Origin of the sequence: Gemmatimonas sp. UBA7669, from assembly GCF_002483225.1 — a bacterium.
Lineage (GTDB): Bacteria > Gemmatimonadota > Gemmatimonadetes > Gemmatimonadales > Gemmatimonadaceae > Gemmatimonas.
The window spans coordinates 1-13,501 of record NZ_DLHL01000053.1 but is presented as its reverse complement, the minus strand read 5'-3'; the positions used below and the strand labels follow the sequence as shown (position 1 = coordinate 13,501).

Annotated in this window: 14 protein-coding genes; 7 read left to right on the top strand and 7 right to left on the bottom strand. The window is 64.1% G+C overall.

What is annotated here, in order from left to right; genetic code table 11:
- Positions 1–98: 98 nt before the first annotated feature.
- Together B2747_RS15650 and B2747_RS15645 are read left to right on the top strand one after the other, a co-directional pair.
- Positions 99–848, top strand: a complete 750-nt coding sequence (locus tag B2747_RS15650) for a DUF4397 domain-containing protein (RefSeq protein ID WP_291162995.1) — start codon at positions 99–101, stop codon at positions 846–848.
- Positions 849–967: 119 nt separating this feature from the next.
- Complete coding sequence (locus tag B2747_RS15645; protein ID WP_291162993.1) at positions 968–1,360, top strand: response regulator; 393 nt, start codon at positions 968–970, stop codon at positions 1,358–1,360.
- On the opposite strand, the gene B2747_RS15640 is transcribed toward B2747_RS15645, so the two are convergent.
- Positions 1,353–1,505 carry a lmo0937 family membrane protein gene (locus B2747_RS15640; RefSeq protein ID WP_291162991.1) on the bottom strand — a complete coding sequence of 51 codons (153 nt, stop codon included), beginning with the start codon at positions 1,503–1,505 and terminating at the stop codon, positions 1,353–1,355. The two genes, B2747_RS15645 and B2747_RS15640, sit on opposite strands and share 8 nt — an antisense overlap.
- A 225-nt stretch (positions 1,506–1,730) precedes the next feature.
- On the opposite strand from B2747_RS15640, the gene B2747_RS15635 reads away from it, so the two are divergent.
- Positions 1,731–2,462 (top strand): hypothetical protein, encoded by a 732-nt coding sequence (locus tag B2747_RS15635; protein WP_291162989.1) that lies wholly within the window; start codon positions 1,731–1,733, stop codon positions 2,460–2,462.
- Between the two features lie 218 nt (positions 2,463–2,680).
- On the top strand, positions 2,681–3,655 hold the full coding sequence (locus tag B2747_RS15630) for a hypothetical protein (protein ID WP_291162987.1): 975 nt from the start codon (positions 2,681–2,683) through the stop codon (positions 3,653–3,655).
- Positions 3,656–3,838: 183 nt separating this feature from the next.
- On the opposite strand, the gene B2747_RS15625 is transcribed toward B2747_RS15630, so the two are convergent.
- Positions 3,839–5,446: an SDR family oxidoreductase gene (locus B2747_RS15625; protein ID WP_291162984.1), complete on the bottom strand. Its 1,608-nt coding sequence runs from the start codon at positions 5,444–5,446 to the stop codon at positions 3,839–3,841.
- 24 nt (positions 5,447–5,470) lie between these two features.
- Positions 5,471–7,684, bottom strand: coding sequence for a hybrid sensor histidine kinase/response regulator (locus B2747_RS15620; RefSeq protein ID WP_291162982.1), 2,214 nt, complete (start codon positions 7,682–7,684; stop codon positions 5,471–5,473).
- 333 nt (positions 7,685–8,017) lie between these two features.
- On the opposite strand from B2747_RS15620, the gene B2747_RS15615 reads away from it, so the two are divergent.
- Complete coding sequence (locus tag B2747_RS15615; protein WP_291162980.1) at positions 8,018–8,905, top strand: dienelactone hydrolase family protein; 888 nt, start codon at positions 8,018–8,020, stop codon at positions 8,903–8,905.
- 130 nt (positions 8,906–9,035) lie between these two features.
- Here B2747_RS15615 and B2747_RS15610 read toward each other — a convergent pair whose 3' ends face one another.
- The 3 genes from B2747_RS15610 to B2747_RS15600 all read right to left on the bottom strand — a co-directional run bounded on the left by B2747_RS15610 (position 9,036) and on the right by B2747_RS15600 (position 11,013).
- Positions 9,036–9,539 (bottom strand): hypothetical protein, encoded by a 504-nt coding sequence (locus B2747_RS15610; RefSeq protein ID WP_291162978.1) that lies wholly within the window; start codon positions 9,537–9,539, stop codon positions 9,036–9,038.
- Positions 9,540–9,638: 99 nt separating this feature from the next.
- Positions 9,639–10,559 carry an NAD(P)/FAD-dependent oxidoreductase gene (locus B2747_RS15605; protein ID WP_291162976.1) on the bottom strand — a complete coding sequence of 307 codons (921 nt, stop codon included), beginning with the start codon at positions 10,557–10,559 and terminating at the stop codon, positions 9,639–9,641.
- On the bottom strand, positions 10,552–11,013 hold the full coding sequence (locus B2747_RS15600; protein ID WP_291162974.1) for an Rrf2 family transcriptional regulator: 462 nt from the start codon (positions 11,011–11,013) through the stop codon (positions 10,552–10,554). The genes B2747_RS15605 and B2747_RS15600 overlap by 8 nt, the downstream gene beginning before the upstream one ends.
- Before the next feature lie 84 nt (positions 11,014–11,097).
- On the opposite strand from B2747_RS15600, the gene B2747_RS15595 reads away from it, so the two are divergent.
- A complete protein-coding gene (locus B2747_RS15595) occupies positions 11,098–12,327 on the top strand; it encodes an amidohydrolase family protein (RefSeq protein ID WP_291162972.1) in 1,230 nt (409 codons plus the stop codon).
- On the opposite strand, the gene B2747_RS15590 is transcribed toward B2747_RS15595, so the two are convergent.
- Positions 12,302–12,910 (bottom strand): hypothetical protein, encoded by a 609-nt coding sequence (locus B2747_RS15590; RefSeq protein WP_291162970.1) that lies wholly within the window; start codon positions 12,908–12,910, stop codon positions 12,302–12,304. The two genes, B2747_RS15595 and B2747_RS15590, sit on opposite strands and share 26 nt — an antisense overlap.
- 138 nt (positions 12,911–13,048) lie before the next feature.
- Between B2747_RS15590 and B2747_RS15585 the strand changes: the two genes are divergently transcribed.
- Positions 13,049–13,264: a hypothetical protein gene (locus B2747_RS15585; RefSeq protein ID WP_291162968.1), complete on the top strand. Its 216-nt coding sequence runs from the start codon at positions 13,049–13,051 to the stop codon at positions 13,262–13,264.
- The last annotated feature ends 237 nt before the right edge of the window (positions 13,265–13,501 follow it).

The window sequence follows — 13,501 nt, the reverse complement described above, 5'->3', positions numbered from 1 at the left end:
AGCATGAACGATGTGTCGGTGCCCATGCGCACTGCCGTTCATGAACGCGCGGTACAACGCGCCGTACGCTGTTCACGCGAACACCAGGAGGATTTGCCATGACGCGCGCATCCCGCACGCTCGCTCTGCTCACCGCCGCGTTCTTCTCCACGCAGGCCTGCAGCAGGTCGGCCGACGATCAACAGGCAGTGGAAACCCGTACGGACGACGGTACACTCGTGAGCGCCATGACACCGGAGAACGCCGACGCCGAAGGCTCGGCCATGGTTCGTGTCGTCAACGCCGTGCCGCTCTCGTCCGAGATCATCGTACGCGCCGACGAGATGCACTCGCTCCCATCGGTTTCGTATGGTCAGGTCAGCGACTACCAGTCCATCGACAAGACCTGGGCCAGCTTCCAGGTTGGCGACACGGTGGCCGGCACTTTCGCACCGCTCAACACCAACCGGGCGCTGCTCTCGAATGGTGCGCGCTACACCATCGTCGTTCTGAAGAACGAGCAGGGCGATTCCTTTGAGACACGCATTGCCCGCGATGAATACGTGGCCGAGCCGAACAAGGCGGCCGTGCGCGTGATTCACGCCGCACCGGGCATCAAGGAGGTCAAGGTGCAGCCGCGCGGTGGTGAGGTGCTGGTGGAAGGACTCGACTATGGCGACGAAGAAGCCTACCTGCAGATCAACCCGTGGTCCGGCGTGCTCGAGGTTCGTGCCGACGAGCGCAACGAGCCGATGCTGGTGACACCCAAGGTGAACTTCGAAGCCGGCAAGGCTTACACGCTGGTGCTGTCGCGGGACAAGAAGGGCAAAGTCGAGCTGTTCTGGTTTGCTGACGCACCGAAGTACTGAAGCACGCGCAGACTGTACGAACATGGCCACGTCGGCGAAATTCAAGCCGACGTGGCCGTGGTCGTTGTGGCCCCATGTATCATGGTTATGGCCTTTCTCGTGGAAGGGAGTGCAGGACGATGGCGGATGCCCGAGGCATGGTGATGGTGGTGGACGATAACCAGGACGTGCGTGACAGCATGCTTCTGCTTCTCGAAGTGATGGGCTGGAGCGGCCGCGGCTTTGCAACGGCCGAATCGGCACTGGCCGAGGTCACGACCAACAATGGACTGACCCGCTATGCCATTGCCCTTGTCGACGTGTCGCTGCCCGGCATGTCGGGCCTTGAGCTGGCGACCCGCATACGCGCAGAATCGGCCGAGAATACACGTCGCCCCATCCTGGTCGCAATGACCGGATGGGGCTCGGTGGACGATCGCGCTCAGACTCTTGCCGCCGGATTCGATGAGCACGTCATCAAACCGCTGGACGTGCCGGGCCTCCAACAGCTGCTGGCAAAGGCGGTCAACTGATGGGCTTGCGGCCCTGAATGATGCGCACCAGCACCATCACGATGGCGACCACCAGCAGAATGTGGACAAAGCCACCGATCGTGTACGACGACACCATTCCGAGCATCCACAGCACCAGCAGTACGATGGCGAGTGTGGTCAGCATGAAAGCCTCCTGAAAGTCGGTTGAATGTGCGGCTGCGTGACATCAGCACAGTACGAACAATCCGGTGTGCGCAACCAGTCGCCGCTGGCGCAGTCTTTCTCTACCTCTTTCGGATGGTAGCAGACTCCCTCTGGGAGAGTGCGAAAAGATCGTCCCGGTGGGGACAGGCGCGTGATGTTTGATGACCCTATCCTGTTGGCAGTCACCCTGTCACTGGAGATCATCATGCGTACATCGTTCTCGCGTTCCTTCGTCAGTGCCTGTGCCGTCCTCGTGCTCGGTGCCACCACGCCCCTCGCGATGTGGGCGCAGGACGGCGGCCCCGTGGCGCGCCGCTCGGCACTCTTTGGCAACAGCGGCTTCTATCTCTCGCTGGGTGGCGGCAGCTCCCTGCCCTCACTCGAGCTGAACGATCGCGGGTACGAGCCGGGGTTCAACGTGCACATGCCCATTGGCTATCAGAAGCCCAATCAGTTGCTCGGCGTGCGACTCGATCTCGGGTACAACCGTCTCGGCACCAACCAGGCAGTCGTGGCGTACGACGGTCAGGGGCAAGCGGTGGCCCTCCCCGCCAATCGCCCGCAGATCTACTCGGCCACGCTGAACCTCACGGCGCGTGGTCAGGTGGGTGCCTTCGGTGTGTACGGCGTGGGTGGCGCGGGCATCTATCGCTTCCACTCGTTCGGCCTGCGCACGCCGATTGGAGAAGAGCTCATCGAGGATGGTGAGCAGCAACCGGTACAGAACAGCAACGGCAACAGTCTGCGCCGCAACGCCTTCGGTGCGCAGATCGGCGGTGGGATGGAGTTCGGCATCGGTGCGGCGGCGGTATTCGTGGAGTCGCGCATCGTGAACGTCTTTGGGCGCACGGAGGACTTCCTCTCCAACCCCGAGCAGCTCGGCAACCGCAATGCCATTCGCTGGGTGCCGGTATCGGTGGGTATCACCCTGCGCTGACCCGATGAGGATCCGGGAACAGACGGTGTGAGGATTGGAGGATCTGGGGATTGGAGGGGCGGGCCCCGGGGGCATGGGAGAACTCATGTCTCCGGGGCCCGCCTCTCGTATCCTCGGATCCTCCAATCCTCACCCCTTCTGTTCAACGGACCTGCGGAGTACTCAACCAGGTGGTACATTCGCAGCGCCACTCTGTCCTGGAGAGTCGAATGCAACACATGAACTCGACACTAATGTCACTCCACACACTGGCCCCGCTCCTCGCTCTGACCCTGATCCTCACCAGCTGCGACCGCCTCACACCGGCCCGCGTCACCGCCGGACGCGGCGACACGATCGTGGTCAACAACGTGCGTCAAACCCGTCTGGCAGCCTACCGCCTCAATCAACGCGGCGACACACTGGGCGAGCGGCCGATGCGCTGGCGACAGGTGGCGGGCGATGCGCGCAGCTTGGCGCCGGAAGGGATCGTGGACTGCTCGCAGCGAGGGAACATGGAGGCCGAGGTGGCGACGGGAGACGTCGCGGCTCGCATTGCCATTCTGTGCCGTCCCATCGCGATGCTCTACTTCACGCCGGGCGAAAACATTCGGCTGAAGGGTGGGCCGGTGCCGTATGGATTGACGGGCGTGGGCCGGGATGGGCAGCCGGTGTTGCAGATCGCCGGCAGGGTGGAGCTGCAGGACACATCGGTGATCGGCCTGGTAGACGGTCAGATCATTCCTCGTCGTGTCGGTGACGCGTGGATCCGCGTAACCGCAGGGGATTGTGACGAGTACGTGCCAGTCACGGTCGAGGACCCCGTTACGGACATTGATTCGCTGGTGGTGAACCGTCCGTACGAGGAATCCCTCGCCATGGTGCCCGGTGAGTGGAAGACGTGGCAGGCGCCGCCAGGTCTCTCGTTCATCACCTTGACGGGTGACAGTGCCAGTCTGGCCAGCCTGCAAATCGCGGCCTCCCGCGCCAACTGTGCACGACTCAGGATTGTCGCGAAAGGCATCTCCTGCATACTGGGCGACACCTCGCGAATCGTCGTGCGGAACACAGACCAGACGCGACAGGCCATGGCCAGCCTGCGTGTTGAGCGCCGTATTTCCACGTCCGGGTCATCAGTGCGGCGCGTGCGTCGATCGAGCGGGAGCAGCGAGACGAGTTACTGCACGCTGATGCTCGGTCCGTCGGCTGGCTGAGTCGCGGACGCCTGGAAGTCTCGAGGTTCGGAGAACAGAAGGTGTGAGGATAGGAGGATCCGAGGATGGGAGGGGCGGGCCACGGGGGCATGAGGGTATGCATGCCCCCGTGGCCCGCCTCTCTGATCCCCAGATCCTCCTATCCTCACACCTTCAGTTCAACGATGCCAGCCACCACACCCCTCACCAATCCGTCGGCGCATAATCCTTCAGGAACTGCCCCCACACATGCTGCCCCGTCGCCACCCCTGTGATGATCGGATCCACAATGCGGGCCGCACCATCCACAATATCAAGCGGCGGGTGGAATCGGTGGTTGGCCACCTTGCGCGCCGCCAACTCAGCCACGTCCTCGTCCGTCACCCAGCCGGTGTCCACACTGTTCATGTGAATGCCCGCCTGCTGGTAGTCGGCCGCTGAGGTGCGCGTCATCATGTTGAGCGCCGCCTTGGCCATGTTGGTGTGCGGATGCCGCGTGGTCTTGTTGTTGCGATAGAACTGGCCTTCCATGGCCGACACGTTCACGATGTGCTTGTCGCGCTCAGGTGTGCGGGTCATGAGCGCCTTGAGGCGCGCGTTGATGATGAACGGCGCGGTGGCGTTCACCAACTGCACCTCCAGCAGCTCCACGCTCGACACTTCATCCAACAGCAGTCGCCACGAGTTGCGCGAGCGCAGGTCCACCTGCTGCAGATCCTGATCCAGCTTGCCCTCCGGGAACAGGTGCTGTCCGCCGTCGAGATCCTCGGGCAGGAGCGCCACCTGGGAGAGCGACGCGGCATGGGTAAGTCCCACCTGCTCGAGCGCCGCGGCGGTGAGTTCGGGCGCATCGGCAGCAAGCGGCGCCGTGGCTCCTGGCAGCGCCAGCATGCCACCCGAGGCGCGAAGGTCCTCGTAACGTTCAACCAGACGCCGCGCCTCTGGAGCCAACGCCGCACCCGCCACACGTTCCCCGTCCATCATGTGCGCATAGAAGGCCGGCGGACGCCGCACGGTCTGACACGCGTTGTTGATGATGAAGTCGAGCCGTGGCTCGGTTTCCAGCAGATGACGGCAGAACGCCTCCACGCTCGGCGTATGCCGCAGGTCGAGACCAAAGATCTCCAGCCGATCCTTCCACTCCGCAAAGTCCGGCTCCGCCGCATAGCGCTGCGCCGAGTCGCGCGGAAAGCGCGTGGAAACCAGCAAGCGCGCCCCACAACGCAGCAACTTGAGCCCTGCCTGATGGCCGATCTTGACGCGCCCGCCGGTGAGCAGTGCCGTGCGCCCGCGCAGGTCGGTCAGCTCGGTGCGCTTGCGGAAGTTGAACTCCGCGCAGGCCAGGCACATCTGGTCGTAGAAGTGATGCACCGTGGTGAACTTCTGCTTGCAGATGTAGCAGTGCTGCGGCACGACGGCCTCACCGCGCACGTCCACCTCTCCCGATCCATCGGCCTGCTCGTCGCTGCCTGTCACCGTGCTGGACATGCCGGCTGCCGGGTCGCCAAGCAGGTACACATTCGGCGTGGTGAACACCGGCTTGCGCCGCAGCTCGCGGATGCCGGTCTGCTGCAGCACGGCATCATCGCGCTGCGCGGCCTCGAGCTTGCGCTGCCGGGAGGTGGCCTTGACCATGGCACGACGCGCGCGCACATCCGGCTGGAACACGGTGGCGACCGCGTCGACGAAGCGTTGGCGCTCCTGGCCATCCACCTGCATGAGCAGGGTGCGATCGGCAATCACGCGCTCCAGCAGCGCCGTGGCGCGACGGAACGCGTCGAGAAACTCGGGAGAGGGAGAATCCGGGGACATCCCCGCAATCTAACGGCGCCTGGCTCAGGGGCGGAGCGGCGCAACCCCCGCCTGCGCATCGGACAAGGCCTTGAGCAACGTGGCCGACGTGAAGGGCTTCTCGAGAAAGTGCACGTGCCGCGCATCGGCCTCGTCCAACACGTCCGTGTCGGAGTAGCCGGACATGAGGACTACGGGCAGGTCAGGCCAGCGCGCCCAAACATGTCGTGCAAAGGCCATACCGTTCATTCCCGGCATCATGACGTCGGTCAGCACCGCGCACACCTGCTGCCGGTCTGACGCGAGGCGGTCCAGTGCCTCATTGGCCGTGTGAAGCTCGATCACCGAATAGCCGCTTCGCTCGAGCAAGCGTCGGGTGACTTCCCGCGTCCCGGGTTCATCCTCCACAAGCAGCACCGTGCCTGAGCCACGAGGGACCGTCTGCGAAACCGCGACCGTGTCGGCAGCACTCACGGCCTCGTCAGCCTGCGGCAGGAACACCTTGAAGGTCGTGCCCTTGCCCGGCTCACTGTACACCCACACACGACCGCCGAGTTGCGCCACCGTGCCGTGGACCGACGCCAGACCAAGACCGGTGCCCTTGCCTATGGGCTTGGTGGTGAAGAAGGGCTCGAACACACGCTGCAGCGTCTCGCGATCCATGCCGACACCCGAGTCTTTCACGACCAGACACACATGACGACGCGACGTGATCTCCGTACCACTCGCTGGCGTCGTCACCCCCTGCGCGGGCAGATCGTCAAGATCGGCCATGAGCGTGCGGATCGTCAGCCGACCACCACTCGGCATGGCGTCGGATGCGTTCACCGCAAGATTGAGCAGAACCTGCTCGATCTGCACCGGATCAGCCATGACGGCCGACAATCCGTCGCCAAGCTCCAATGCAATGTTCACGTGCGCCGGCAGCAGGCGTTCCAGCAGGCCAGCCACCGACTGCACCCGCTCATTCACATCGAGCGGCTGCGGCTGCAGAATCTGTCGACGACTGAAGGCCAACAGTTGACGGGTAAGACGTGACGCACGGTTCGTGGCCTGACGGATCTGGTCAAGATCGCGCGAGGTGGCGCTGTCCGGTGCGACATCCTGCTGAATGATCTCGGCGAAGTTGCTGACCACCGTGAGCACGTTGTTGAAATCGTGCGCGATTCCACCGGCCAGTCGACCCACCGCTTCGAGCTTCTGTGCCTGTTGCAGTTCCGCTTCCAACTGCTGCTGATGTTGCGTACGCTCCGCCATCATGGCGAATGCCGATTCGAGGCGATCGACCTCGTCGCGGCCGTCATGCGCCAACAAACGACTGGAGGTCGCCGCCGCAGCGTCACCCTGAACATCGGCAGCCATCTCATCCACGCGCGCCGTAAGGGCCGTAATCCGCCCCGTGATGCGTCGACTGATCGACCAGGCCAGTGCGGCTCCCACGACAACGACGACCAGCAGAATGGGCGTCATGCGACGCTGAAATCCGTTGAGCGGCGCGAGCACCGAAGAATCCGGCACCTGCAGCCAGATAACCCATGGCGTACCGCGAATGCTGGTGGCAATACCGACACCCGGCCCTCTCGGAGATTCCGCAAAGGTCAGAATTGAGTCGGCCCGTGCAATGGGTGGCGGACCGTCCACCACCGAATCGAGATCGGTCCAGATGCCGGCATCAATCTGGCCAAACAGCAGCGTGCCGTTGCCAATCAGTTGTCGAATCTGAGGGGCACCCTGTCCCCGTATGGCACGCGTGATGATGACGTAGCCGAGCAGACTCTCCCCACCGGGCTTGCCGTGCACTGGCGCGACATATTCGGCCTGTGCGCGCCCATTGGCGTTGAGCAGCGGACTGAATGTGGGATTGACCGGTGACAACTCACCGCGTCGCAGCGCTTCGAGCGCCCAGCCCGGGGAGAGTTCGTGGTCTCCAAGCCGCAGTTCATGACGCACACGAGCGGCGGTGTCGACCACCAGGACACGAACGAAGGTGCTGTCAGCACGCACCGCGAGCCCAGTGCGAATTGCCTGCGCAACGCGCGCCGAATCGCCAGTACCGGTGAGGGCATCTCGAACATCCGGGAGGGCGGCCAGCTGCTGCACCTCGCTTCGGGCTGCCACCACACCAGACTGCACCGCGTTCGCCAACATGCTGCCGCTGGATGCCAGTCGCGTCCCACTGGCCTCACGCAGAATGCCGGCAAACTCACCGCGTGCTGACCACATGAAGATCACGCCAACCAACAGCGCAATCCCGGTCATCAAACCAGGAAATTTGAAGTTCAATGACAGCCAGCGACGTCCCATGATGCCTCCAGCTGCGTCCTGGCCGCACTCCGCCGAGCGGCAGCTCCGCCCCATCGCGCCTTTGAATTGGACTGGGAGACCTAATCCCATCCGGAAATGGGGAATCTGTCTTCCTGGCGAGCGTCCGCAAGGGGGCCACTGGCAAGGTTTCTTTCACGTACGGCATTGGGGTGCGCTCGGTCACCAACGACCGGCCGCCATCGGGCGTTGATGCTACGTTCTCCGGATCACCGCTCCCACCTGCGCGCCACGCATTCATCCCACCTTTTGCCCCCTCGGTCCATCGCCATGAAACAGAAAACCGCCCACGATTTCGACCAGGACCTGCTCATCCTGTTCGATGCCTACGTTCACGGTGGCATTGATCGGCGCACGTTTCTCGACAAGGCCGCCAAGTATGCCGTCGGTGGGGTGACCGCCGCCATGCTGCTGGAGCAGCTCAGCCCCAAGTTTCTCGAAGCGCAAACCATTGCGCACGAAGACACGCGCATCGAGCAAACCCACGTGGAGTACGCCTCACCCAATGGCTATGGCACCATGCGCGGCTATCTCGCCAAGCCATCGGGCGGTGGCAAGGCGCCGGGCATTCTCGTCATTCACGAGAATCGTGGGCTCAATCCGCACATTGAGGACATCACCCGTCGACTGGCAGTAGACGGCTTTGTGGCCTTCGCCCCAGATGCACTCTTCCCGCTGGGTGGATATCCCGGTGACGAGGACAAGGCGCGTGAAGCCTTCGGCAAACTCGACCAGACCAAGACGCGCGAAGACTTTGTTGCCGCAGCGGCCTTTCTCGCAGCGCGCCCCGAATGCACCGGCAAGATCGGCGCGGTGGGATTCTGCTACGGCGGCGGTATGGTGAACTTCCTGGCCACGCGACTTGGCCGTGAGCTCTCCGCCGGTGTGGCGTACTATGGTTCGTCGCCCAATCTACCGGACGTGCCCAGGATTACCGCACCGCTCATGATTCAATCGGCAGAGAACGACCCGCGCATCAACGCCAGCTGGCCCGACTTCGAGGCTGCGCTCAAGGCGGCCGGCGTGCGCTACGAACGGCACCTGTATCCGGGCACGCAGCACGGATTCAACAACAATACCACGCCGCGCTACGATGCGGCGGCGGCCAAGCTGTCATGGGATCGCACGCTGGCTTTCTTTCGTCAGCATGTGAAGTAATGAGACGTTGAGATGGAACAGCTCACGCCGAGGCGCAGAGGTTTGGAGAACGCAGAGCACAACAAGCTATTTGCTCTGCGCCCTCTTCTTCTCCGCACCTCGGCGTGATCTGTTTACCCAACATGCAAAATCAGGCCTTGGGCGGCGCGTCCATGCCACGCCACAGATTGGACGTGGTGAGCTCCGTGCGCCCGCAGAGCTTGAGGTAGCAGAAGAGCTGCGTGCGGTAGGCCGCGTAGTTGGCCAGCACCAGACTCACGAAGTGCAAGCCACGGGTGCCCGGCGGGCCAAAGAGCTGAATCACGCCACGCAGCTCGTCGTCCGTCATCGCGCCCACGTGCTCGGCAAACCACGCCGGCTGCGCCGCGAGCTTGGCATCAAGCCCAGCCAGGTCCATCGCATCCACCTCGGCCTGCGCCGCACCCCATGCCGGGCCATCAAAAGCGCCGGCCTTGATGGCCTGCGTGAGGACAGGTCCCTGCAACACCAGATAGCGCACCAGCTCGATCGAGCTGCGCTGCTTCTCGGTGGGACGGAAGTTCACCGCGTCCCCATCGATCTTGGTGATGAGGTGACGCAGCACGTTGACTTCGTGCGTGAGGAGGCCGACGAGTTCGTCCTTGCTGAGGACCATGTGAGCTGTTGGTGAGATGTGACCGGAATCCGTGACCGCAGCCACGGCGATGGCCTCAAGTCTCTCCCTTCTGGCTCAGCAGCGATAGCCCCCGGGCCGTCACATCCCGATCAGGGCGCGATGCACCGCCGTCGCCGCCGTCACGCCGTCGGCCACCGCCCAGCTCACACTGTGTGGCGCCCGGGCAATGTCACCGGCCGCATACACGCCCGGCACGCTCGTCTGCTTGTGGGCGTCGGTGCGGATGATGGGACCAAGCGGCGTGTGGTCGAGCGCCACACCCAGTTGCGCGGCAATGGGGCTGGCCAGACAGGACTCGGGCGCCACATACAGGGCCTCGAGCCTGCGCTGCGTTCCGTTGGCGAGCTCCACATGTGTCAGCGTCTGCCCGGGACCCTCCAGCGACACCAAGTGCTCGGCCACCACGGACACACCGTGCGCCGTGAGCTCATTGCGCAGCTGGGCGTCCAGCGTGGCGCCGTTCAGATACAACGTCACCGGTCCCCATTCAGCCACGAGACGGGCGTGATGGGCCGACGAGGGCATGCGATACAGCACGCCGAGTTCACGATCGGCAAACTCGAAGCCGTGACAGTAGGGACAGTGCAGCACCGAATGCCCCCAACGCTCCGGGAGTCCCGGTATGTCCGGCAGCTCGTCGCGCAGGCCAAACGCCAGCACCACCTTGCGTGCCATGTGCACCTCGCCGTCGTCGAGCGTCACGGCAAACCGGTCACCCTGCGGTTCCACACGCACGGCCTCACGTTCCCGCCAACGCACCGTGGGATAGGCCGCCACCTGCGTGCGTGCGCGAGCCAGAATGTCCACCGGTGCCGTGCCATCGAAGCCCAGCACGCCGTGCGCCGCGTCGGCAAAACGATTGCGCGGACGGCGCGTGTCCATCACACAGACGGTGCGCCGCGCTCGCGCCAGATACGTAGCGGCCGAAAGGCCGGCAAAGGCGCCACCCACCACCACCACGTCGTGTTCGGTGGTGCCGGCTGCGTTCAGTTCAGTCATGGGCGTGCTCCGCAATGCAGGGTGGTGCGCGACGCTTCATGCGCGTATGAAAGTCGGCGTGCAGCGTGGCCAGCGTCACGCCGGCCAGGTGCGCCAGCAGCAACGCTTCGGCCTCACCGAAGGCGTGACCCAGCGAGTGGTTCACGGCCTGCTCCACGAGACAACTGGGCGACTCGTTGCGACTGCCCACCGCGAGCAGCGATGGCGCGCCAATGGCCTCGTACACATCGAGCAGACTGATATCGGCCAGCGCACGGTTGAGCGTCCAGCCGCCGCCGTGCCCCTTCACCGAACGGACAAAGCCACGTTCGCGCAAACCCGCCATCACACGGCGCACGACCACCGGATTGGTGTCCATGGCGCGAGCCAGGGTTTCCGACGTCACCGGCCCTTCGAACTCGGCCATGTGCAGCAGCACGTGCAGCACGCCTGACAACCGGCTGTCCTTTCTCATGTACTTTATATAGTTACATGATGTGCGGTCCGTCAATCCCGCATTGGTGTTAGACTCGACGGCATGGAACCCATGTCCCGATTCATGCCCCGCCTGCTGACACGGGCCGCCGGCGTGCTGTGCCTCGCGGCCAGCACCGCCACCGCGCAGTCGGTAACCCGTGCGTTCACCGGCGCCACGCTCATCGATGGCACCACCCGTGCACCCATTGCCAACGCCACCTTGCTCGTGCATGACGGGCGTGTGCTGGCCGCGGGGCCCGCCGCTTCGGTGCGCATACCGGCCGAGGCACAGCGCGTGTCGCTGCAGGGCAAGGTCATTGTGCCGGGGCTCATCAATGCCCATGGGCACGCCTCCAGCGTGGCCAACCTGGCCACCTATGCCGCGTATGGCGTGACCACGGTGTATTCACTGGGCGACGAAACCGCCGAGGTGTTTGCTGCGCGCGACGCACAGCGTCGCAGTGCACCACAGCATGCGCGGGTGTTCGTGGCAGGCCCCGTGCTCAATCCGTCGTCGCCTGACGACGCCCGAACACAGGTGGCCGCCGTGGCCGACCGGCGTGTGGACATCGTGAAGATCCGCGTGGACGACAACCTCGGCACCAGCCCCAAGATGAAACCCGAGGTGTACAAGGCCGTGATTGAGGCGGCGCACGCGCGTGGGCTGCGTGTGGCGGTGCATCTCTACTACCTCGACGACGCGAAGGCGCTGCTGGCCGCCGGCGCCGACTTCATTGCGCACAGCGTGCGGGACCTGCCGGTAGACGGCGCGTTCGTGACGGCGCTCAAGGGGTCGGGTGTGTGCTACTCGCCCACCCTTATGCGTGAAGTCTCCACCTATGTGTACGAAAGCACGCCGTCGTTTTTTGCCGACTCGCTGTTTCTGGCGCACGCGAATCGCGAGTGGATGGCCACGGTACAGCAGCCGGCCCGTCAGGAGGTCACGCGCACCAGCCGCAGTGCGCAGCGCTACAAGGCGCAGTTGCCGGTGGCCATGCAGAACCTCGCGGCGCTGCACCGCGCCGGCGTGCCCATTGCCATGGGCACCGACACGGGTCCGCTGGGCCGCTTCCAGGGCTACTTCGAGCTCATGGAGCTCGAGATGATGGTGGACGCGGGCATGACACCCGCCGAGGCGCTGCGTTCTGCCACTTCGGTGGCGGCGCGCTGTCTTCGGGTTGATCGTGAACTTGGCTCACTGGAGCCCGGCAAGTGGGCGGACTTCGTGGTGCTCGATGCCTCGCCACTCGAGCGCATCCAGAACATCCGTCGGCAGCACGCCGTGTTTATTGGGGGCGAGCAGCTGAAGTAGTCGGAGACCGGCCTGGAGTGAGCGGCAGCCGCAGGCCGAACTGCAGCGTGAGCAGCGGCGCCCAGTCGGTGCGTGTGGTGCTGGGCCCGCCGGCGAGTGGCGTGGTCTCGAAACTGAGACGTGTCCACTGCATGGTGGTACTCAACACCAGCGCGTGAAACAGCACGGCACTGGCCTGCCCTCCAACGAGAGGTTTGAAGTCCGCCTTGCCGTTGGCCCCTCGGGGTTGGAAACCGGGGCGCGCATGCAGCACACCGGCACGCAGGACGCCTTCGAGCTGGGCCTTGCCGTCGCCCAATCGGGCACCCACGCCCAGCGTGACACGCGTGGAATTCTCGAGGCGTGCCCCGCCCACGTATCGGAACTGCGAATTGTCGGCACCAAGGCAGGCCACGTCTCCCCCACCAGAGCCGATGTGCCGATCAAAGCCCACTTGCGGAAAGATGCGACCGCCGCCCTGCGCGTCCACGGCAAACGCCAGACTGCTGTGGCCGCAGTTGGACTGATAGGCATCGTCGGGCACCGCAATGCCGTGACGCAGGGTCAGATTTGGCCTCACCTGGGCTTCGGCTGGAGCACCCATAGCAAGCAGTAGTGCGGCGGCGCAGGCAGGCCATATGGCACGGACGCGCCCGGCATTCAGTATGAGTCGATTGGTCATGATTGGAGAGATGTTGCTGCGCCGCGATTTTCGCAACAGCTTGGGTGTCACATTAGTCGCATGCTCTCCAACCTGCTTTTTTTAATCGACACTTTCACGACAACACTTGGCGCGCAGCAGCCTTTCAATTGTGAGACTGCGCAGCCGTCGGGCACCGCACCGTCACGAGTGGCCGCAACCAAGGCCGTTCAGCAATACTACACGCTCGCGCACCTAAATCTGCCGACTCGCTGCGCGCAATTCGTCCTGCAACAGACAACGCCGCCGATCTCCTGAAATGGAGACCGGCGGCGCTTTACACATAAGCATGGATCGCGATTGTGGCTACTCCCTAGCGCGTCGCCATAAATGTCGCCGCTGGTCTCACCATACTTGTCGTTCTGGCGCGTCCGCGGCGTCATCGTCCAAACATACTTGTCGCACCCGCTTCGGTCGCCCCGCGCCGCTTGGATCGGGCAACATGGGGCGAAAGGGGTTAACGCTCCGCACCCTAGGGAAGCTCTGATCAGGTAG